The organism is Lentzea sp. NPDC004782, assembly GCF_040609115.1.
Taxonomy (GTDB): Bacteria; Actinomycetota; Actinomycetes; order Mycobacteriales; family Pseudonocardiaceae; genus Lentzea.
Window position 1 is genome coordinate 53407 of record NZ_JBEXJN010000038.1, and the last position, 19174, is coordinate 72580.

Here is a 19174-nt window from a genome sequence, read left to right on the forward strand (position 1 = left end):
CCTCGACAGGGTGAAACGCTGGGTGCTTGTCCTCACCGAACGCGGTTCCGATCGCGAAGGCAAGCGCAGACGGATCGCGGCACTGCTCATCGTGCTCGGCGGCCTCGTCGGATCGTGGGCCGTCGGCAGCGTGCTCGCCAGCGACCCCATCGGGTACGGCGTGCCGATCTGGCCGTTCGCCGACCGCCTGGACCGCGCGGAGAACGCGCTGCTGGGCCAGGTCATCCCGGCGGTGCGCGACAACCTGCCCCTGAACCCCGCCGACGCGCAGGTGCTCCGCAAGACCGATGCGTACGGCAGCGTGTTCTGGACGTTGAAGCTCAAGGTCGACGGCGAAACCCGCTGCCGCGAAGTCTCCGTAGGCCTCACCATCACCAGCCGCCGCGTCCCCTGCTGACTGCTCGCACGCGGGGACGCCGCGTGTGCGAGGAGCGAACGAAAGCTCCCCGCGTGCACCTCGGATCAGCCGCCGAGTCGCCTGCTGTCGGACTGCACGTGGGGGCCCCGCGTACTCCAGGAGAGTACGAAAGCTCCCCGCGTACTCCTGGCAGCCGGGAAATGCCGAGTCGCCTGCTGACTGCGGGAACGCGGGGGCCCGGCGTTCCCCAGAAGGAAACGCGGGGCCCCCGCGTTCCCGGAATCAGGTGGGGAGGCCAGAGGCTCGCCAGGCGCCGGGGCCGTGTTGGAGCGGGCGTCGGACCTTGCGGGCGTGGTTGGCCCACTCCGAGCGGGCAGCGGGCTTGTCCTCAACGGGTGCGGCCGCGGCCAGGCCCGCGATGACCGCGGTCAGGGCCGCCAGTTCGTGGTCGTCCGGGGTGCCCTTGACCACCCGGAGCAGCGGCTTTTCCTGGGGCTGGTCGGCGCTCACAGCGGGATGTTCCCGTGCTTCTTGGGCGGCAGCGTCTCGCGCTTGTCCCGCAGCATCGACAACGCCCGCGCCACGTACCCCCGCGTGTACGACGGCGGGATCACCGAGTCGACGTACCCGCGCTCAGCCGCGACGTACGGGTTGCACAGCGCGTCCTCGTACTCCTGCTGCAGCTGCGCGCGCAGGGCGTCGACGTCCTCTCCGGCGGCGGCAGCGGCGGCGAGAGTCTTGCGGTGCACGATGTTCGCGGCACCCGACGCGCCCATGACCGCGATCTGCGCGGTCGGCCACGCCAGGTTGATGTCGGCGCCGAGGTGCTTGGAGCCCATGACGTCGTACGCGCCGCCGTACGCCTTGCGCGTGATGACGGTGACCAACGGCACCGTGGCCTCGGCGTAGGCGTAGATCAGCTTGGCGCCGCGCCGGATGATGCCGTTCCACTCCTGGTCGGTGCCGGGCAGGAAGCCGGGCACGTCGACGAACGTGAGCACCGGGATGTTGAACGCGTCGCAGGTGCGCACGAACCGGGCGGCCTTCTCGGAGGCGTCGATGTCGAGGCAACCGGCGAACTGGGTGGGCTGGTTCGCGACGACGCCGACGGAGTGGCCGTCCACACGGCCGAAGCCGACCAGGATGTTCGGCGCGAACAGCGGCTGGACCTCCAGGAAGTCGCCGTCGTCGAGCACGCGGTTGATGACCTCGTGCATGTCGTACGGCTGGTTCGCGGAGTCCGGGATGAGCGTGTCCAACGAGCGGTCCTCGTCGGTGATCGAGTCGGCGATCGATCCGGGGGCCAGCGTGCCCTCGAACGTGGGCGCGTCGCTCAAGTTGTTCGACGGCAGGTACGACAGCAGTTCCTTGACGTAGGCGATCGCGTCCTCCTCGTCGCTGCCGAGGTAGTGCGCGTTGCCGGACTTGGTGTTGTGCGTGCGGCCGCCGCCGAGCTCCTCGAACGTGACGTCCTCGCCGGTGACGGTCTTGATGACGTCCGGGCCGGTGATGAACATGTGCGACGTCTGGTCGACCATCACCACGAAGTCGGTGAGCGCCGGCGAGTAGACGTGGCCACCCGCGTTGGAGCCCATGATCAGCGAGATCTGCGGGATCACGCCGGACGCGCGGACGTTGCGGGTGAAGATCTCGCCGTAGAGGCCGAGCGAGACGACGCCCTCCTGGATGCGCGCGCCGCCGCCCTCGTTGATGCCGATGATCGGCCGGCCGGTCTTGATCGCCAGGTCCATGATCTTGACGATCTTCTCGCCGTAGACCTCGCCGAGCGAGCCGCCGAAGACCGTGACGTCCTGGGAGAACACGCACACCGGACGGCCGTCGACGGTGCCGTAGCCCGTCACCACGCCGTCGCCGTACGGGCGGTTCTTCTCCTGGCCGAAGTTGGTGGACCGGTGCCGCGCGAGCTCGTCCAGCTCGACGAACGAACCGGGGTCGAGCAGGAGGTCGATGCGCTCGCGGGCGGTCTTCTTGCCCTTCGCGTGCTGCTTTTCGACCGCGCGCTCCGACCCGGCGTGGACCGCCTCGTCGTTGCGCCGGTAGAGGTCAACGAGCTTGCCCGCGGTGGTGTGGACGTCCGGGACGTCCGCGGGGACGTTCCCGATCGGCTCGGTCGCACTGCTCATGGGCTCGCAGCCTAACGAGAGCATTGCTGAACTGCCCCGTGCAGTTGTCCAGGTCACGGCAACCTGTTGGTCATCTCAAGTCGCACGTACCCTCTCTCGTTCCAATAGCCTGGCGCGATGGACACCGCACTCGACGCCGATGCGCTGCGCGCGCGGCTGGTAGCACCCAACGGTCCGTACGCCGCGCTGGACGTCGTGGCGACCACCGCGTCCACGAACGCGGATCTCGCGAAGGCCGCTGCCGAAGGCGCCGCCGATCGCACCGTGCTGATCGCGCTGGAGCAGAGCGCCGGGCAGGGTCGCCGCGGCCGCACCTGGTCGTCGCCGCCCGGCGGGCTCTACGTCAGCGTGCTGTTCCGCCCGTCCGAGGTGCCGCCGCAGCGGTTGCCGTGGCTCAACCTGATCGCCGGTCTGGCGCTGGTCCGGGTCGCGCAGTCGGCCGGTGTCGAGGCGTCCCTGAAGTGGCCCAACGACCTGCTGCTCGGTCCGAAGGCGGAGAAGGGCGCGGGGATCCTGTCCGAGATCACCGCCGGGGTCGCGCAGGCCGTGGTGGTCGGCATCGGCCTGAACGTGGCCAAGCTGCCCGACGACGTGCAGCCGGCGCCGGGCGGTCTCGCGCCGACGTCGCTGGAGGACGTCGGTGCCTCCGAGCTGGACCGGGGCGAGCTGGCGTTCCGGCTGCTGGTCGAACTGGCCCAGCTGGAAGGCGTGTGGCGCAAGAACGGCGGCGACGCGTTCGAGTCCGGGGTGCTGGAGGAGTACCAGGAGCACTCGGCGACCGTCGGCGAGCGCGTGCGCGTGGAACTTTCAGGTGGTGTTCAGCTGCTCGGGGTCGCGCAGCGCATCGAGGCGGACGGCACGCTGGTCGTGCGCGGGACCGACGGTGTGGATCACGGCGTGTCCGCTGGTGACGTGGTGCATTTGCGCCCCGCGTGATTAGGGTTGGCCCATGGCCTATCCCGACGACCTGCTGAGCCCGAGCGAGCACGTCGTGATCCACCGGCATCCCCACTGGAAGATGCTGATCTTCCCCGTGTTCTGGTTGCTGGTGGTCGTCGCGATCGCCACCTACCTGGCCGGGCTCGTCGTGGACCAGTCGTGGGCCACCGTCGCGTGGATCGCGCTGGCCGTGGTCGGCGTCGTGCTGATCATGTGGCTGACGCTCGCCCCGCTGGTGCGCTGGCGGACCACGCACTTCATCGTCACCTCGGACCGCGTGATGGCGCGCGAGGGCGTGTTCAAGCGCACCGGCCTGGACATCCCGTTGTCGCGCATCAACAGCGTCCGGTTCGAGCACAGCCTGCTCGACCGGGTGCTGGGCTGCGGCACGCTGATCATCGAGTCGGCGTCGGACGAGCCGCTCGAGTTCGACGACATCCCGTCCGTGGAGAGGGTGCACTCGTTGCTGTACCGCGAGGTGAACGACAACCCCGACGACGACTTCCACCCGAGGACGCTCGATGGGCGCGCGTGAGGCCGGTCTGCCCGACGTGGTGCCTTCCGGTTCGCTGCCCTCGCGGGTGACGATCTGGGAGGTCGGCGCGCGGGACGGCCTGCAGAACGAGTCCGTCGTGGTGCCGGTGTCGGTGAAGCTGGAGTTCCTCTCACGGCTGGCCGGCGCCGGACTGTCCGTTTTGGAGGCGACGTCCTTCGTGCACCCCAAGTGGGTGCCGCAGCTGGCGGACGCGGCCGAGCTCCTGTCCGGTTTGGACGCCAAGCCCGGCGTGATCTACCCCGTGCTGGTGCCGAACGAGCGCGGGCTCGACCGGGCGCTGGAGGCCGGCGTCACGCACATCGCGATCTTCGCGTCGGCCACCGAGACGTTCGCGTCGAAGAACCTCAACCGGACGCTGGACTCGCAGTTCGAGATGTTCGAACCGACGGTGAAGCGGGCCCTGGCGGCCGGTCTGGACGTGCGCGGGTACGTGTCGATGTGCTTCGGTGACCCGTGGGAGGGCGCTGTTCCGCGCGCCCAGGTGGTGGCCGTCGGCGAGCGGCTGCTGGAGATGGGGTGCTCGCAGCTGTCGCTGGGCGACACCATCGGGGTGGCCACGCCGGGGCAGGTCGAGTCGCTGCTGGAGGGCTTCCGGGACGTGACTCGGCTGGCCGTGCACTTCCACGACACCTACGGGCAGGCGTTGTCGAACACCTTGGCCGCTTTGCGTTGTGGCGTCACGACTGTGGACTCCTCGGCCGGTGGGCTGGGCGGGTGCCCGTACGCGGAGTCGGCCACCGGCAACCTCGCCACCGAGGACCTGGTGTGGATGCTCGACGGGCTCGGCATCGAGACCGGGGTCGACCTGGACAAGCTCGTGGAGACCTCGGTGTGGATGGCCGAACAGCTCGGCCGGCCCAGCCCGTCCCGCGTGGTGCGGGCGCTCGCGAAGTGAAGGCTCAGCGGCCGCGCGCTGTGAACATGCCGGTGGCCACGAACTTGTAGACCAGTTCCTCGCCCCGGTGCGCGGTGCCCGCGAACTCCACCAGGCCCAGGCTCGGCCGGCTCTTCGACAGGCGGGCGTTCAGCACCTCGGCCGCGAACGTGAGCTTGTCGCCCGCGTACACGGGCGCCAGCCAGGACAGCTCGCGGCCGCCCGGCGAGCCCTGCGAGGTGGAGTCGGCCAGGACCACGTCCACCCAGCGGCGCATCCACAGCGAGGCCGTGTACCAGCCGGAGGCGGACAAACCGCCGAAAATCGAGTTCCGTCCCGCTTCCTCGTCGAGGTGGAACGGCTGCGGGTCGAACTTCTTCGCGAAGTCCACCATGTCGTCCCGGTCGACGATTACCTCGCCGAGCGGGATGATTCGGCCTGCGGGCAGATCCTCGAACGCGATCACGCGTTGATCGTACGTAACTGAATCCGCTGGGAACCGATCTAAGGGCGACGGCGTCCAAGAGCCCGAGCCCAGGGCTATGCGTGTGAGGGGGACTCGGTGGACGACCACCGTGCGCAGGTCGAGGAGCTGCTGGCCGACTACCGGCGCAGCCGCGAGCAGCTGGCGTCGGTCCAGCGCGAGCTCGCGGCCGTCTCCGGACGGGCGTCCAGTCCGGACGGGACGGTCACGGCCAGGGTCGGCACGGGCGGCAAGCTCGTGGGGCTGGAGCTGTCCGAGCTCGCCTACCGGAGGCATCGCCCCGAGCAGCTGGCCGAGCTGATCGTGCGCACGGTCGAGGCCGCTGCCGCTTCCGCCGCCGAGGACACGTACAGGACGTTGAGCACAGTGCTGCCCGCCTCGACCGATCCGGCCGCGCTGGTCGCCGGCACCGCGGACCTGCGGCCGGCCGAGTACGCGGCGGACGAGACGGAGACCGTGGACCTGGGGCGCAGCCCCGTCCGTCGCCGGGTGGACGACGACGAGGACAACGAGCAGCGGGAGAGCTGGCTCGACTCCGAGCTCATCGACAGGAGGGTCCGATGACCGGGTACGAGGTCGACCTCGAACGGCTGGACGCCGGAGCGCGGGAGCTCAAGGGCTTCGCCGGGCAGGCAGGCGAGATCGCGTCGGTGCTCGGCAGGACGCTGGCCGGGTTCGGCGCCTGCTGGGGGGACGACGCGGTCGGGCGGAGCTTCGCCGCCTCGCACGAGAAGCCTTCCGGGGAGGCGCAGGGAGCGTTGTCGGCGCTGTCGACGACGTTGGGGGAGGTGGGCGACAAGCTCGCCGCGACGGCCGAGACGTACCGGCACGTCGAGCAGAGCAACGCCTCGGCGATGAAGAGACTGGACGGCTGACATGGGCATCGAGCTTCCCGTCGAACTGACCGAGGTCGCCGCCAAGGCCGGGGTGTCGTGGCCCAAGGCGGACGAGGACGCCATGCGTTCCAGCGCCGCCGCGTGGCGCGAGGCGGGCGACAAGATCAAGGGTTTGGGCACCTCCTCCGACGGTGCCGCCAACCGCGCGCTGGCAGGCGTGACCGGTGCGACCGGCGACGCCGCGCGCGGGCGTTGGGCGAAGGTCGTGGCCCCGGACGGCGACCTGCAACGAGCCGCGCGCGGCTGCCACGCCGCCGCCGACCGGCTCGACCACGCCGCCCAGCAGGTGGGTGCGGCGAAGGTCGAGATCGTCCGCGAGCTGGTGACGCTCGCCAAGAACAACGACGCCGCCAACGCCTCGGCCAAGGCCGGCAACCCCACCGCGTTGCTCGGCCTCGACACCCTCACCCGAGGCACCGCGGCCAACGTCGCGAACCTCCACCACACGTTGTCGTCGGCCGTCCGCCTGGACAGCGGCGTGGACATGAGCCAGGCCACGCCGCCGGTGAACACCGCACCGGGCGCGCACGGCCCCGGTGGTGGCGGCGGCTTGCTGTCGCCGGTCACGAACGTCGTCGGTGGCGTGGTCGAGCCCGTCGCCCAGGTGGTCGCGCCGGTCACCGACGCGGTCGCGCCCGTCGTGCACGCGGCGACGGCTCCGGTGGTGCCTGTCGTGCACGCGGCGACGGCTCCGCACACCGTGACGGACACGGCCGCGCCTGTCGTGCACGCCGCGACGGCTCCGGTGGCGCCGGTGGTCGACGCGGCTGCTCCTGTGGTGCAGCCCGTGGCCGACGCGGTGCCCGGTGGCCGTGACGTCGTCGGTGCGGTGACCGACGGCCAGGGCCACGGCGGGAACCACAACGACGGCCCCGGTCGCTTCGACGGTCCTGCCGACGGCCCCGGTCGCGCGGACGGACCTGGTCGCGTCGAGGGCCCCGACGGCTCCGGCCGCGGCGAGGGCAAGGGACTGGTGCCCGGTCTGGTCGCCGACGTGGCCCAGACGGCCGGTCAGGTCGCCCAGCCCGTCGTGCATCAGGTGGCGGAGGCCATTCCGAGCGTTCAGGGCACCCTCGGTCCGGTCGCGGAGGGCACGACCCAGGCGTCGGCGGCCGTCCTCGACCAGCCGCTGGTCCGCGGCGGCGAGATGCACGGCCAGCCGGTCGCCGGACCTGCCGCCGCCGCACCCGCGGCTCCGGCCGCTCCGTCCGGCCCGTCCCTCGGCGGCAGCCCGCTCGGTGGCGGTGCCCCGATGGGCGGACCCGTGGGCGGCCCGGTGAGTGGCGGTGTCGGACCCGTCGGTGCTGTCGGCGGAGCCGTGGGTGGCGCTGTCGGTGGTGTCGCGTCGGCGGCGCCCGCGACGGGTTCCCAGGTCGGCGCGGTCGTGGGTCAGCAGACGCCCGGACAGCAGGGTCAGTCCGGTCCGCAGGGCGGCAAGGCCGCCGACGCCAGGCTCGGTGAGGCCAGGTCCGGCGGTCCGCAGGCCGGACCGGCGGCCAAGACGGGTGTGCCGGGCGCGGTGGCGTCGGCCGGCCAGGCGGTGGCAGGCCAGGCGAGCCAGTCCGGCAACCAGTTGCCGGGCCAGTCCGGCGGCCAGGCCGCGGGCCAGACGCCGGGCCAAGGCGGCAACCAGGCCTCCGGCCAGCCTCAGGCAGGCGCCAAGGACACCAAGGACCTGTCGAAGGAAGCCCTCGACGCCCTGAGGGACGGAGCTCCCGCCTGGAGCCCGGACGAGCGCGGCACCCACCAGTCCGGCGAGACCGTCGCCGCGACGCCCGCCCCGATGGCCGGTGCCGATCTCGGCAGCCACCAGGGCGGTGCCCTCACCGACCGCCTGGACCGCCTCGACCACCGCGACCAGGCGTTGTCCGGCGGCACCGGTGCGGCGTTCGACATCGCCCGCCACACCTACACCGCGGCCGCGGTCGGCAGCTGGTTCATGGCGATCTTCGTCGGCACCGGCCAGGCCCCGCGGCTCGCCCCGAAGCCGGCCAGGCAGCTCCCCGCGCCCGCGCCCGAGGACCCGCAGCAGGTGATCCCCAGGTTCGCCCCGCAGGACCACCCGCAGGCCGACCTGGTCGACACGTCGTTCCCGCAGGCGGCCGAGCAGTCCCAAGGCCTGGGCAAGGATCACCCGATCGTGCAGGAGTTGCTGGCGGGCTACGACCCGTTGGCGGGCATGCACGAACGCGACTGGGCGAGCCTGTTCGAGAACGAGGACGGCACCCCGCACTGGCCGGTCGAACGCGAGGGCGGCTACGAGGACAGCCGGCCGGAGATCCTCAGGGCAGGCGCCGAGATCGACCGGTTCGGCACGCCGGAAGGCCGGGTCCTGTCCGCCGCGGGCACGCCGTTCAAGGAGCGCTCGCTGCCGCCGCAGGCCGCGGACGAGGGCTACCGCCGGTACCGCGTCACCAGGGACCTGCCCGTTCACCGCACGATCAGCGCGCCGTGGTTCGGCCAGCCCGGCGGCGGCGCCCGTTACCGGACCACCTACCCCGTCGCCGACCTGGTCGCGCTCGGCTACCTCACGGAGATCACCGCATGAACGTCGAGACGCTGCCCGAGTGGCTGACCAAGATCGGCGTGCCGGACGACGTCGTCAGCATCGGCGAGGAGGCGGACCAGCGCTGGTGCCTCCTCGCCGATGAAGACGGCAAGGGCGTCGAGGTGTTCTGGCAGGAGCAGGGCAACCGGTACGACTGGGCCCGCTTCGACGACGAGAGCGTGGCGTGCCACTACCTCTTCGGACGGTTGGCGTGGGCTCAGGTCGCGCGCGGAACCCTCACCGTGCCAACAGCTTGAGCGCTGCCTCGTGCAGGTGGCCGTTCGAGGTCAGCACGTCGCCGCCGTCGTAGCGCTCCTCGCCGGACAGCGACGTGAAACGGCCGCCCGCCTCGGTCACCAGCACCTGGAACGGGGCGATGTCCCACGGGTTCGCCACGGCCTCCGGCGCGAGGTCGATGGCGCCCTCGGCGACCAGGCAGTGCTGGTAGAAGTCGCCGAACGCGCGGCTCTCCCAGGTCGCGTCGACGAGCCGCAGGAACGCCTCGCGCGAGTGGTGCTCCACCCACGTCTTCAGGTCCGTGGTGGAGATGTACGCGTCTTCGAGTTCGCGCACCCCGGACACGGAGATCGCGCGCTCACCGGAGGCGTCCGACGCGAAGGCGCCCCCGCCCGCGGCGGCCCACCAGCGGCGGCCGAGCGCGGGCGCCGACACCACGCCCACGACCGGCGTGCCGTCGACGACCAGGGCGATCAGCGTGGCCCAGATCGGCACGCCGCGCAGGAAGTTCTTCGTGCCGTCGATCGGGTCGAGCACCCAGACGCGCGAGGCGTCCAGCGTGCCGCCGCGTTCCTCGCCCATGACGACGTCGTCCGGTCGTTCGGCGGCCAGCACCGCGCGGACCGCGTCCTCGACCGCGACGTCGGCATCGGTGACGGGGGTGCGGTCCGGCTTGCGCTCGACGGCGAGGTCGTGGGCGCGGAATCGGGTCGCGGTGATCGCGTCGGCGGCGTCGGCGAGGCGGAGGGCGAGTTCGAGATCAGCATCGTGGCGTGACACGCAGCGATCGTTGCACGAATACGCTGGGGCCGTGAGCGTGGTGTTGCTGGCCGAGGACGACCCGGCCATCGCGGAACCGCTCTCCCGCGCGTTGACGCGGGAGGGCTATTCGGTGCAGGTCGTCGGTGACGGACCGAGTGCCCTGGAAGCGGCGATCGCGGGAGGGGTGGACCTCCTGGTGCTCGACCTCGGACTGCCCGGCATGGACGGTCTGGAGGTGTGCCGCCGGCTCCGGCAGAACGGCAGGGGCGTGCCCGTGCTGATGCTCACGGCGCGCGCCGACGAGGTCGACTTCGTGGTCGGGCTCGACGCGGGCGCGGACGACTACGTGGCGAAGCCGTTCCGCCTCGCCGAGCTGATGGCCCGCATCCGGGCCCTGCTCCGCCGTCGCGCACCGGGCACGCTGGAGGTCAACGGCGTGCGCGTCGACCTGGCCGCCCGCCGCGTCACGGTCGACGGCGGCGAGGTCCAGCTCGCGAACAAGGAGTTCGAGCTGCTCAAGGTGCTCATCCAGCGCGCGGGCCAGGTGGTGAGCCGCGACGAGATCCTCTCCGAGGTGTGGAACGACCCGGACATGAAGGGCAGCAAGACGCTCGACATGCACATGTCGTGGCTGCGCCGGAAACTCGGTGACGGCACCCCGAACTCGGCGGAGAAGCGCATCGCCACGGTCCGCGGCCGCGGTTTCCGCTTCAACGCTGACTGATGCGCCGCCGCATCCTGCGGGCGATCCTGCTCGCCGTCGCCGTGACCGGCATCGTGCTCGGCCTTCCGCTGGGCTACTCCGCGTTGACCCTCGTCGAGGACAACGCTCGCGGTGACCTCACCGACCGCGCCCAGGGCATCGCGACGAAGCTCGACGACCAGCTCGCCAACCGGCAGGGCCTCAACATCGAGGCCGTCCGGATCGCCATCCCGACCGGCGGACGCCTCACCGTGATCTCCGGCGGTGCCACCACCGTCACCGGACCCTCACCGGGCGAGGACCCGCTGACCGTCGAACTGCCGATCGCCCAGCAGGGCACCGTCCGGCTGGAGATCCCGTCGGACCCGATGCGCACCACCCAGGCCCAGGTGGCGGGCCTGGTGCTGCTCCTGCTCGGCCTCTCCGTGGGCACCGGCACGGTCGTCGCCCTGGTGACGGCGCAAACGCTTGCCCGTCCGCTCGGCCACGTCGCCGCCCGCGCGTCCCGCCTGGGTGCCGGTGACTTCCGCGAGGACGGCCAGCGCTACAACATCGACGAACTGGACGCGGTCTCCGAGGCCCTCGACACCTCCGCCACCGCGCTGGCCCGGCTGGTCCAGCGCGAACGCGAGCTGGTCGGTGACGTCTCCCACCAGCTCCGCAGCCGCCTCACCGCCCTCCAACTGCGTCTGGAAGCCCTCGCCGAGCACCCCGAACCCGACACGGCGGCCGAGGCCCGTGCGGCCCTCGAACAGGCCGAACGCCTCGCCGCCGTCCTCGACGAGCTCCTCGCCGCCGCTCGCGCGGCCCGAGCCGTCGGCGCCGAACCGCTGGAGCTCCGGCCGGCCCTGAACGCCATCGCCGAGGAGTGGCGCGAACAGCTGAAGAGCCAGGGCAGGGCCATCCGCGTCCGAGTGCCCGACGGCCTGCTCGCCCGCGCCACCCCGGCCCGCCTGCGCGAGGCCATCGGCGTGCTGCTCGACAACGCCCTGCGCCACGGCGAAGGCTCGGTGCTCGTGTCGGCCCGCGGCGAGGACGGCACGGTCGTGGTCGAGGTCAGCGACGGCGGCGCGGGCGTGCCGGACGAACTCGCCGCGCACATCTTCGAGCGCGGTGTGTCCGGCGGCGGTTCGACGGGCGTGGGCCTGGCGCTGGCTCGCGCGCTGGTCGACGCGGACGGCGGCCGGTTGGAGCTGTCGACGGCGCGGCCGGCGACGTTCGCGGTCTTCCTGCCGGTGCCCAAGGCTCAGGACGTGGTCGGCATCCCGTGGAAGGCGCCGGGCACGCCCCGGTAGGTCACGAGTGGCCCAGGGCCTCTTCCTCGTCCAACGGCCGCCGCCCGCGTGCGTTCTCCTCGGGGAACACCCACTTCTTGTAGCCGTACCAGCGGAAGGCCATCGCGATGAGCGTGCCGATGATCTGCGCGCTCAGGAAGTCCGAGATCTCCTCGGTCAGCCGCGACACGTGCGGTTCTTGCAGGTGGAACAGGTACCGCGCGACGTACAGCGGTGCCGAGTTCAGCACGATGCCGATGCCGTTGACCAGGAAGAACAGTGCGGCCTCGTGGTGCCGTTCACGGCCGCCGCGGGTGCGGAACGACCACTCCCGGTTGAGGACGTACGACACGATCGTGGCGACCAGGGTCGCGATGATCTTCGCGGTCACCGGGTTGTTCGGCAGGACGACGGTCTTGATCCCGAAGAACAGGACCGTGTCGATCACGAAGCAGGTGCCCCCGACCAGGGCGAACTTCACCAGCTCACGATGCTTCAGCGCGATCGACCGGATCGGCTCCGGAAACCGGGAGACCACTGTTTCGGCTAGGGACACGAGGTGAGTCTACGGAGATCGGGTGAACGCGCCGGTCAGGACGAGCGCCGGCGTCCGGGAACACCCAGCGGCGCATCGCCCAGAACTTGAAGCCGGTGGCGAGCAGCATGCCGATGATCGAGCCCGAGACGAAGTCCGCGACCTCCTCGGTCAGCGCCGAGACGAACGGCGCCTGCAGGCCGATGAGGTGCCGCGACACGTACAGCGGCAGGATGTTGATGCCCACGCCCAGGCCGCTGACCAGGAAGAACAGTGCGGCCTCGTGGTGGCGCTCGCGACCGCCGCGGGTGTGGAACGACCATTCGCGGGACAGCACGTACGAGGCGATGATCGCCACCAGCACGCCGATGACCTTCGCCGTGACGACCTTGTCGGTCAGCACGGTGAGCTTCAGCGCGTACCAGACGCCGTTGTCGATGAGGAAAGTTGTGCCGCCGACCACTGCGAAGCGGATCATCTCGCGGTGCTTGTGCAGCAGGAACTGGAGTGGTTCTGGCAACCGGCTCATGGCCCGGCGAACGACTGGCAGCACCGCGCCAGCTTACGGATCAAGGTAACGGCGCTTGCCTCCGGGTGTTACCGAACTCCACTCAGAGGCACCTGACCTGCACGTTCAGTAATGGATAAAGATCAACTTTTGATCAACTCCGGACGCACGGCCTTCCCAGCAGATCGGGGATCAACCACGGGAGCAGCCCTGGCTTGGGCTGGCACGGTTCCTCCGACCTCGGCGGCGCGGTGGGCACCGTGGTCGACGGCGGCACGGACGGCGTCGGCGAGCCGGTCGACGGCGGGAGCACCGGCGGCAGGTCCGGGGTCGGCAGCGGCAGCGGCAGTGGCGAGGTCGGGGTGCCCGGCTTCGTGGGCTCGACCGGCTTCGTCGGCTTCACCGGCGGCGTGGTCGTCGTCGGCGCGGGCACGGTGGTCGGATCCGGTGCAGGTGGCTGCGGCTTCGGCAGGTCGTCGACCGGCGGGTGGCCCGGCCACCCCTTCAAGGGCACCTTCACGGTCTTCGTCGCGCTGCCCAGCGACGCGGTGACCTCGATCGAATCCGGATGGTGCGGACGCCGGAACGCCCACACCGACATCTCGTACTCGGCGCCCTTGTCCAGTTCTGTGACGCACTGGACGGAGTGCCTGTCGGTCTGCGTGCACTCGCGGCAGAGAGTGGCCAACGTGGCGTGCTCGGACGACACCTGCACCTTGAGCGTGCCTGCGCGCGGGCCCTTGTTGTGCACCGTGACGTTGACGCGCGGGTGCCACCAGTAGACCTCGTGCCACGTCGACACGGTCAGCTCGATGTCGTCGTTGATCGGCGGCACGTTGACCTCGACGCTGACGTTGACCGAGATCGAGGCACCCGCGGAGATCGTGCCCGTGATCGTGCCGGGCTGGGCGTCCTGCGTCGCGCGCAGGCGGAAGAGGAACGTCGCCTGGCCGCCGGGCGCGATGCCCTGCGGGGTCGTGCAGGTGATCGTGCCGCTGCCGGCCGGGCAGTTGACGGTCTGGTCGGTGGACCCGTCCGGCTGCAGCAGGCGTGCGGTGAACGACGCCGGGCCGCCGGTCGAGAGCACGCCAGGGGGCAGGTTCAGCACCATGCTCGCGGGCGGGGACGCGGTGCCGCCGGTGTTGCGGACGGTGATCGGGAAGTCCTTGGGCTCCTCGCCGGGCGTGAGCGTGAACCCGCTGGGCGTCGTCGGCGTCAGCGAGGCCGGTGGCGGCGTCGGCTCGGGCGCGGGGGTCGTCGGAGGCGTGGACGGCGGCGTGGGCGTGGGGGACGGCGTCTGCGTCGGCGCGGGGGGCGTCGGCTGCTGCGGCGCCGGAGGCGGAGGCGGTGGTGGCTTCGGGGAAGGCGGCTGGACCGCGGTGATCACGGGCGGTGGCGGTTCGGCGGCCTGGACCTGCGGCGACTGCTGGTCGCCGCTGCCCGCGGTCAGCGCGATCACCACGGCGGCGGCCACGGCGGCCGCTGAGCCGCCGAGCGTGATGAGCTGGCGGGGGATCGAGGCACCGACCGCACCCGCGCCACCGGCGGCCGCTCCCGCGCCGACGACGGCCGTGGTCGTGCCCGCGACCGCCAGGTAGGTCGTGGCACCCACGCCAAGCACCAGCGGTGCGACGAAGATCCGCAGCGCGCCGTTGACGTCCGCGAGCTCGGCGGCCAGCGCACGGCAGCGGCCGCACTCGTCGAGGTGGGCCTCGACCTGCGTCGCCTCGCGCTTGGACAGGCCGCCGCGGGTCCACGCGCCGAGCCTGTCGACGGTCGCCTTGCAGCGCTCCGCGTCCGTCTCGGCCAGGTGCATCTGCAGGTACTGCTGCTTGAGGCCCTCACGGGCGCGGTAGGCGAGCGCGGACACGCCGTTGGCCGTCAGCCCGAGCAGCGGGGCGACCTCGGCGGGCGACTGGCCCTCGATCTCGGTGTGCCAGAGCACCATCTGCCAGCGTTCCGGCAGGGCGGCGAACGCGCGGGCGGCGAGCGAGCGCTCCAGCCCGGCCACCGCGGTGTCGCTGAACGCCACGGCGGGCGCGACCTCGGTCATGTCCTCGGTGAGGTCGACCTTCTTGTCGCGGCGGGTCTTGTCGTACGCGGTGTGGCGCAGGGCGGTGAGCAGGTAGGCGCGGAACGCCGAGTCGGGGCCGCGACCGGCCCGCAGCGTGTCCAGCACCTTCGCGAAGGCCTCGGACACCAGGTCGTCCGCTTCGGCCTGCGAGCGGGCCAACTGGCGGGCGAGGTTGTAGGCCGCCGAGACGTGCCGTTCGTACAACTGGCCGTAGGCGTCGATGGTCCCTCCGCGCACGGACTCGATCAGTTCCGCGTCGCTGGGCCCCTGGACGTCTGCAGGAACGGTCGCCAAGTCTCGTGTCCCTCCTCGCGGCGCCCAGTGTGACGCACGACGCCGGATGGAGTCATCTCAATCCCCCGCGCGGGTTGCGTCACGAACCGGAAGTGACTGCGTCTCCCACCTGGAATCGGGAGAGCTGAAGGGAGACCGGGTGGGTGTCGCACAAGCGGAACGCCTGCTGAAGTCGAGGTGGCGCACCGCCACCATGGCCGCCGGCTGGGCGTTCCCCGCAGACTGGCCGCTCGCCGAGGTCGACGAGGTGTGCGCGGCGATGCTGGAGGACGCCGACCCCGGCGACGCGCTGATCCGGCTGGGCCGGGCGCGTGCCGAGGCCGGAGCGGGCCTGAGCGAGACGCTGCTGGACCTGGCCGCGCTGCACGCCGTGCTGACCGACGCGTCGCACATCGTGTCGCCGAACGTCGACGCGCTCCCTTCACGGATGCTGCGCATGACAGCGCTGGGATGGGCGGACGTGGTGACGAAGCAGGCCGGCGACTGCGCGGCCGAGGACCCTCTGACCGGGCTGGCGACGGCCGCGTACCTGCGGACCCGTCTCGGCGAGGTGTACCGGGAGACGCCGGTCGCGCCGCTCGACTACGCGCTCGTGCTGTTGCGCCTGGACGTGCACCGCGCCTCCGGCTGGTCGCGCGTCGTCGCGATGACCCTCGTCTCGGACGCTCTGCGGACCGTGTTCGACGGCGGCGAGACGTTGGCGACCCTCGGCCCGTGCGTGGCCGCGGTCCTGGTGCGCCGTGACGAGCTGCTCGCCCGGCGCATCTCCAACCTGCGCGTGCTGGCCGCCGACCGCCTCGCCGACGACCCCAACGTCCGTCCGGTCGGTCCCGCCAAGGTCTGGACCGAACGCCTCCCGGACACCTACGACGAGGCACGCGCACTCCTGACCTCGCTCGGGCGCTGACCCCCTGTCCCGCGCCCAAGTGCTCCCCGTTCCCCACCGCACGCGGGGCCCTTCCGTGCGCCAGGAGCGCACGAAAGCTCCCCGCGTGCGCTTCCCAACAACCGCAGACTTGTTCTAGTGTCTTAGTTCAGTAGAACAATCTGGGGAGCGTCTGTGGTCGAGTTCCACGTCGATCGCGGCAGCGGTCTTCCCGCGTACCTGCAGCTGGGGCGGCAGGTCAGGGAGGCCATGAGGCTCGGTTGGCTGCAACCGGGCGATCGGCTGCCGACGGTCCGCGACGTCGTCGCGACCAGCGGCGTGAACGCGAACACCGTGCTCAAGGCCTACCGCGAGCTGGAGCTCGCCGGCCTCGTCGAGGCGCGGCAGGGCTCCGGCACCTTCGTCAAGGCGTCCCTGGGGTCCGCCGCCCCCGAGGACCTCGACCCGTTGCGCGAGAAGCTCGCCGGCTGGGTCGCGGAGGCACGCTCCGCCGGGTTGGAGGACGAGGACATCTACGCGCTGCTGCGCGAGGTGCTGAGTGGGGGAGCGCAATGAGCGTGGTCGCGGCCGAAGTGTCGAAGTGGGCGGTGCGGAACGTCTCCTTCGAGCTGCCGCCGGGCAGCGTCACCGCACTGGTGGGGGCCAACGGCTCCGGCAAGTCGACGCTGCTGAACGTGCTGGCCGGTCATCTGCCGCCGGAGTCGGGGCACGCGTCGATCGCGGGCCGCGTGGCGTACGTGCCGCAGCACAAGCCGATGTACAAGACCTTCAAGGTGGCCGACGTCCTGCAGTTCGGCCGCCGCATGAACGACGTCTGGGACAACGATCGCGCCGACGGGTGGCTCACCAGGTTCAGGGTGCCGCGCCGGTTGCAGATCGGCGATCTCTCCGGCGGCCAGCGCACCCACGTGACCCTGGCGCTGGCACTGGGTTCCCGCCCGGACGTCCTGCTGCTCGACGAACCACTGTCCGAACTGGACCCGTTGGCGCGCAGGAAGGTCATGCGGGAGTTGCTGACCGAGGTCAACGACAACGGCATGACGCTGATCTTCTCCACGCACGTCGTCGCCGAGATCGGTGGCGTGGCCGACCGGTTGCTGCTGCTCTCCGACGGCCGCCTGATCGTGGACGGCGACACCGACGAACTGCTGGAAGAGCACGTTCTCTACACGGGTCCGCGTGACTCGACCTCACCGGTGGAAGGACCCGTGGTGCTGGCCAAGCACAGCAAGTCGCAGTCGTCCTACCTCGTGCGCTCCGGCGGCACGCAGGTCGCCGAACCGTGGACCGCGCGGTACGTGACGCTGGAGGAACTGGTCGTGGCGCACCTGGAGCGTGCGGCGTGAAGGACTTCGTCTGGCTGACCTGGCGTCAGCACCGCTGGACCATCATCGGCACCGCGGTCCTCGCCCTGCTCGCCGCGTACGCCCTCATCTACGCCGAGTCCTCGCACGACGCGTCGTTCGACTCCATGCCGATGAGCGGCTTCTACGGGCTCATGGTGCAGCTGGTGTTCGGTGCCGTCATCGGCATGTTCTGGGGCGCCCCGCTGATCGCCCGCGAACTGGAGGAACGCACCTACTTCGTGGCCTGGGGCCAGGACGTCACCCCCGCGAAGTGGTTGCGCGGCAAGGTGATCGTGCTGTCCGTGCTGGCCGCGGTGCTGGGCCTGCTCGTCGGTCTCGGCGACGGACACGTCGGCTCGCAGCGCACGTGGTCGGCGTTCGAGGCGAATCCGGCCGTGCAGATGGGCTACGCGCTCTTCGGCCTCGCGCTGGGCGTGTTCATCGGCCTGCTCAGCAGGCACGTGGTGACCGCGATCGCCGCGACGCTGGTCTTCTACACGATGTCCCGCGTGCTGGTGTCCGTGCTGCTGCGCGACCACTACCTGCCGACCAGCCGCACGATCGCCCGCTGGGACAGCACCCCGGTGACCCCGGCGGACGCACTGGAGATCCGCACCGGTTTCGTCGACTCCGACCTGCGCCCGATCGGCATACCGGAGGTGTGCGCGAAGTTCGCGAACCCGAACAGCTGCATGCGCCGCGAGGGCGGTGCCGTCGGCACGTACGTCGACTTCCAGCCGATCGAGCGGATCACGGCCTTCCGCTTCATCGAGTTCGGTGTCTTCGCACTGCTCGCCGTGGTGCTGTTCGCGCTGACGTTCCGGATCCTGCGGCTCGGCGGCGGGTGGAAGCCGTCCCGGCGCCACCGCCGCATCGAGCCGCCGCCCGTCGAGAGCGCGCCGCCGGCCGAGAGCGCTCCGGCGGCCGAGAGCACCGAGACCGCCGAGACCGCTCAGAGCGCGCCGGAAACCGCTGCCGCCCAGACCGACGGGTAGCGCGGGCGGAAGCCGAGCTCCCGTTGCGCGCGGATCGTCGACACGATCCCGTGCCACGGGTCGAAGTCCTGCTGAACGGTCTCGCTGGGGGTGAGGCCGTTCAGCAGGTGCAGTTCGACGGCGGTGGTGGGACTGTCGTCCGCCACGTTGAAGATCCCGCTCGCACCGGCGTCGAGGACCTTCGCGACCGCCTGCGCCACATCTGCGTGATGCACCATGTGCAGCCGTTGGTGTCCGGGCCATTTCGCGGCCCACCGCAACGATTCCTCCAGGTGCGGGTCGCCGTCGCCGTAGACGAAGGCCAGGCGCAGGATCGCGGCCTCCCTGGTCTCGCGCACCGCCTGCTCGCCGAGCGCCTTGGTGCGGGGGTAGTCGCCGAACGCCGCGTCCGGGCCGGTCGGGTCGTCCTCGGTCGCGGGCCTGCCGAGGCCGCCGGGGTAGACCAGGTTCGTGCTGATGTGGACGAACAACGGCACCTTCTCGCTGGCCTCGGCGAGTGCTCGCGTGCCGTGCACGTTGACGCCTTCGAAGTCCGTGCTCGTGCGGAGGGCGGCGGCGACGTGCACCACCGCGTCCACGCCTGCCACGAACTCCTCCACCGCCCCGGCGTCTTCCAGCCGGTGGGCGAACGTGCGCACGTCGTGGTCCAGCTCCCGCAGCCGTGGCAGGAGCCTGCTGCCGACCCGTCCGGTCGACCCCGTCATCGCGATCTTCATGTGTCCCAGCGTGTTCGCGTCTTCCGCACCCAGCCAGGGACAGTC

Annotated in this window: 22 protein-coding genes; 14 read left to right on the plus strand and 8 right to left on the minus strand. The window is 71.3% G+C overall.

Annotated features, from left to right (window positions below):
* Positions 1 to 10: 10 nt before the first annotated feature.
* The gene (locus ABZV40_RS30390; RefSeq protein ID WP_355448991.1) at positions 11 to 397 is read left to right on the plus strand and encodes a hypothetical protein; all 387 of its coding nucleotides are present in this window, start codon (positions 11 to 13) and stop codon (positions 395 to 397) included.
* A gap of 243 nt (positions 398 to 640) precedes the next feature.
* On the opposite strand, the gene ABZV40_RS30395 is transcribed toward ABZV40_RS30390, so the two are convergent.
* Together ABZV40_RS30395 and ABZV40_RS30400 are read right to left on the minus strand one after the other, a co-directional pair.
* Entirely contained in the window at positions 641 to 868 is a 228-nt protein-coding gene (locus ABZV40_RS30395; RefSeq protein ID WP_355448994.1) for an acyl-CoA carboxylase subunit epsilon, read from the minus strand.
* Positions 865 to 2502, minus strand: a complete 1638-nt coding sequence (locus ABZV40_RS30400) for an acyl-CoA carboxylase subunit beta (RefSeq protein ID WP_355448997.1) — start codon at positions 2500 to 2502, stop codon at positions 865 to 867. Before ABZV40_RS30400 ends, ABZV40_RS30395 begins: the two co-directional genes overlap by 4 nt.
* A 117-nt stretch (positions 2503 to 2619) precedes the next feature.
* Here ABZV40_RS30400 and ABZV40_RS30405 point away from each other — a divergent pair, with 117 nt between their 5' ends.
* From ABZV40_RS30405 to ABZV40_RS30415, 3 genes are read left to right on the plus strand one after another with little or no spacing between them, the layout of a single operon-like run.
* Positions 2620 to 3438, plus strand: coding sequence for a biotin--[acetyl-CoA-carboxylase] ligase (locus tag ABZV40_RS30405; RefSeq protein ID WP_355449000.1), 819 nt, complete (start codon positions 2620 to 2622; stop codon positions 3436 to 3438).
* Positions 3439 to 3451: 13 nt separating this feature from the next.
* Complete coding sequence (locus ABZV40_RS30410) at positions 3452 to 3976, plus strand: PH domain-containing protein (protein ID WP_355449003.1); 525 nt, start codon at positions 3452 to 3454, stop codon at positions 3974 to 3976.
* Positions 3963 to 4892, plus strand: a complete 930-nt coding sequence (locus ABZV40_RS30415) for a hydroxymethylglutaryl-CoA lyase (RefSeq protein WP_355449006.1) — start codon at positions 3963 to 3965, stop codon at positions 4890 to 4892. The genes ABZV40_RS30410 and ABZV40_RS30415 overlap by 14 nt, the downstream gene beginning before the upstream one ends.
* A 4-nt stretch (positions 4893 to 4896) precedes the next feature.
* On the opposite strand, the gene ABZV40_RS30420 is transcribed toward ABZV40_RS30415, so the two are convergent.
* The gene (locus tag ABZV40_RS30420; RefSeq protein WP_355449009.1) at positions 4897 to 5337 is read right to left on the minus strand and encodes a MaoC family dehydratase; all 441 of its coding nucleotides are present in this window, start codon (positions 5335 to 5337) and stop codon (positions 4897 to 4899) included.
* A gap of 96 nt (positions 5338 to 5433) precedes the next feature.
* Here ABZV40_RS30420 and ABZV40_RS30425 point away from each other — a divergent pair, with 96 nt between their 5' ends.
* Genes ABZV40_RS30425 through ABZV40_RS30440 form a run of 4 tightly spaced genes read left to right on the plus strand, consistent with a single transcriptional unit; the run spans position 5434 to position 9056 of the window.
* Positions 5434 to 5919, plus strand: coding sequence for a YbaB/EbfC family nucleoid-associated protein (locus ABZV40_RS30425; RefSeq protein WP_355449011.1), 486 nt, complete (start codon positions 5434 to 5436; stop codon positions 5917 to 5919).
* Positions 5916 to 6230 carry a hypothetical protein gene (locus ABZV40_RS30430; protein ID WP_355449014.1) on the plus strand — a complete coding sequence of 105 codons (315 nt, stop codon included), beginning with the start codon at positions 5916 to 5918 and terminating at the stop codon, positions 6228 to 6230. Before ABZV40_RS30425 ends, ABZV40_RS30430 begins: the two co-directional genes overlap by 4 nt.
* A gap of 1 nt (position 6231) precedes the next feature.
* Entirely contained in the window at positions 6232 to 8799 is a 2568-nt protein-coding gene (locus ABZV40_RS30435; RefSeq protein WP_355449017.1) for a glycohydrolase toxin TNT-related protein, read from the plus strand.
* On the plus strand, positions 8796 to 9056 hold the full coding sequence (locus ABZV40_RS30440) for a hypothetical protein (protein WP_355449020.1): 261 nt from the start codon (positions 8796 to 8798) through the stop codon (positions 9054 to 9056). The genes ABZV40_RS30435 and ABZV40_RS30440 overlap by 4 nt, the downstream gene beginning before the upstream one ends.
* Here ABZV40_RS30440 and hisN read toward each other — a convergent pair.
* Positions 9037 to 9816 carry a histidinol-phosphatase gene (gene hisN / locus ABZV40_RS30445; RefSeq protein ID WP_355449023.1) on the minus strand — a complete coding sequence of 260 codons (780 nt, stop codon included), beginning with the start codon at positions 9814 to 9816 and terminating at the stop codon, positions 9037 to 9039. The two genes, ABZV40_RS30440 and hisN, sit on opposite strands and share 20 nt — an antisense overlap.
* Before the next feature lie 31 nt (positions 9817 to 9847).
* On the opposite strand from hisN, the gene ABZV40_RS30450 reads away from it, so the two are divergent.
* Together ABZV40_RS30450 and ABZV40_RS30455 are read left to right on the plus strand one after the other, a co-directional pair.
* On the plus strand, positions 9848 to 10522 hold the full coding sequence (locus ABZV40_RS30450) for a response regulator transcription factor (protein ID WP_355449026.1): 675 nt from the start codon (positions 9848 to 9850) through the stop codon (positions 10520 to 10522).
* Positions 10522 to 11796, plus strand: a complete 1275-nt coding sequence (locus ABZV40_RS30455) for an ATP-binding protein (RefSeq protein ID WP_355449029.1) — start codon at positions 10522 to 10524, stop codon at positions 11794 to 11796. Before ABZV40_RS30450 ends, ABZV40_RS30455 begins: the two co-directional genes overlap by 1 nt.
* Position 11797: 1 nt before the next feature.
* Here ABZV40_RS30455 and ABZV40_RS30460 read toward each other — a convergent pair whose 3' ends face one another.
* The 3 genes from ABZV40_RS30460 to ABZV40_RS30470 form a co-directional block, all read right to left on the minus strand.
* Positions 11798 to 12331 (minus strand): GtrA family protein, encoded by a 534-nt coding sequence (locus ABZV40_RS30460; protein WP_355449032.1) that lies wholly within the window; start codon positions 12329 to 12331, stop codon positions 11798 to 11800.
* Complete coding sequence (locus tag ABZV40_RS30465) at positions 12261 to 12839, minus strand: GtrA family protein (protein ID WP_355449123.1); 579 nt, start codon at positions 12837 to 12839, stop codon at positions 12261 to 12263. The genes ABZV40_RS30460 and ABZV40_RS30465 overlap by 71 nt, the downstream gene beginning before the upstream one ends.
* A gap of 133 nt (positions 12840 to 12972) precedes the next feature.
* Complete coding sequence (locus tag ABZV40_RS30470; RefSeq protein WP_355449035.1) at positions 12973 to 15186, minus strand: sigma-70 family RNA polymerase sigma factor; 2214 nt, start codon at positions 15184 to 15186, stop codon at positions 12973 to 12975.
* Between the two features lie 139 nt (positions 15187 to 15325).
* Here ABZV40_RS30470 and ABZV40_RS30475 point away from each other — a divergent pair, with 139 nt between their 5' ends.
* The 4 genes from ABZV40_RS30475 (at position 15326) to ABZV40_RS30490 (ending at position 18413) form a co-directional block, all read left to right on the plus strand.
* On the plus strand, positions 15326 to 16093 hold the full coding sequence (locus ABZV40_RS30475) for a GGDEF domain-containing protein (RefSeq protein ID WP_355449037.1): 768 nt from the start codon (positions 15326 to 15328) through the stop codon (positions 16091 to 16093).
* Positions 16094 to 16246: 153 nt separating this feature from the next.
* On the plus strand, positions 16247 to 16627 hold the full coding sequence (locus ABZV40_RS30480) for a GntR family transcriptional regulator (protein ID WP_355449039.1): 381 nt from the start codon (positions 16247 to 16249) through the stop codon (positions 16625 to 16627).
* Positions 16624 to 17418, plus strand: a complete 795-nt coding sequence (locus ABZV40_RS30485; RefSeq protein WP_355449042.1) for an ABC transporter ATP-binding protein — start codon at positions 16624 to 16626, stop codon at positions 17416 to 17418. The genes ABZV40_RS30480 and ABZV40_RS30485 overlap by 4 nt, the downstream gene beginning before the upstream one ends.
* Complete coding sequence (locus ABZV40_RS30490) at positions 17415 to 18413, plus strand: hypothetical protein (RefSeq protein ID WP_355449045.1); 999 nt, start codon at positions 17415 to 17417, stop codon at positions 18411 to 18413. The genes ABZV40_RS30485 and ABZV40_RS30490 overlap by 4 nt, the downstream gene beginning before the upstream one ends.
* Here the strand turns inward: ABZV40_RS30490 and ABZV40_RS30495 are convergent.
* Positions 18371 to 19129: an NAD(P)-dependent oxidoreductase gene (locus tag ABZV40_RS30495; RefSeq protein WP_355449048.1), complete on the minus strand. Its 759-nt coding sequence runs from the start codon at positions 19127 to 19129 to the stop codon at positions 18371 to 18373. The two genes, ABZV40_RS30490 and ABZV40_RS30495, sit on opposite strands and share 43 nt — an antisense overlap.
* Positions 19130 to 19174: the final 45 nt, after the last annotated feature.

Excerpts from the sequence above, each read along its gene's own strand:
- ABZV40_RS30400 (WP_355448997.1), bottom strand. The coding sequence starts at position 2,502 with ATGAGCAGTGCGACCGAGCCGATCGGGAACGTCCCCGCGGACGTCCCG.
- ABZV40_RS30405 (WP_355449000.1), top strand. The coding sequence starts at position 2,620 with ATGGACACCGCACTCGACGCCGATGCGCTGCGCGCGCGGCTGGTAGCA.
- ABZV40_RS30410 (WP_355449003.1), top strand. The coding sequence starts at position 3,452 with ATGGCCTATCCCGACGACCTGCTGAGCCCGAGCGAGCACGTCGTGATC.
- ABZV40_RS30415 (WP_355449006.1), top strand. The coding sequence starts at position 3,963 with ATGGGCGCGCGTGAGGCCGGTCTGCCCGACGTGGTGCCTTCCGGTTCG.
- ABZV40_RS30430 (WP_355449014.1), top strand. The coding sequence starts at position 5,916 with ATGACCGGGTACGAGGTCGACCTCGAACGGCTGGACGCCGGAGCGCGG.
- ABZV40_RS30435 (WP_355449017.1), top strand. The coding sequence starts at position 6,232 with ATGGGCATCGAGCTTCCCGTCGAACTGACCGAGGTCGCCGCCAAGGCC.
- ABZV40_RS30440 (WP_355449020.1), top strand. The coding sequence starts at position 8,796 with ATGAACGTCGAGACGCTGCCCGAGTGGCTGACCAAGATCGGCGTGCCG.
- ABZV40_RS30455 (WP_355449029.1), top strand. The coding sequence starts at position 10,522 with ATGCGCCGCCGCATCCTGCGGGCGATCCTGCTCGCCGTCGCCGTGACC.
- ABZV40_RS30465 (WP_355449123.1), bottom strand. The coding sequence starts at position 12,839 with ATGAGCCGGTTGCCAGAACCACTCCAGTTCCTGCTGCACAAGCACCGC.
- ABZV40_RS30485 (WP_355449042.1), top strand. The coding sequence starts at position 16,624 with ATGAGCGTGGTCGCGGCCGAAGTGTCGAAGTGGGCGGTGCGGAACGTC.
- ABZV40_RS30495 (WP_355449048.1), bottom strand. The coding sequence starts at position 19,129 with ATGAAGATCGCGATGACGGGGTCGACCGGACGGGTCGGCAGCAGGCTC.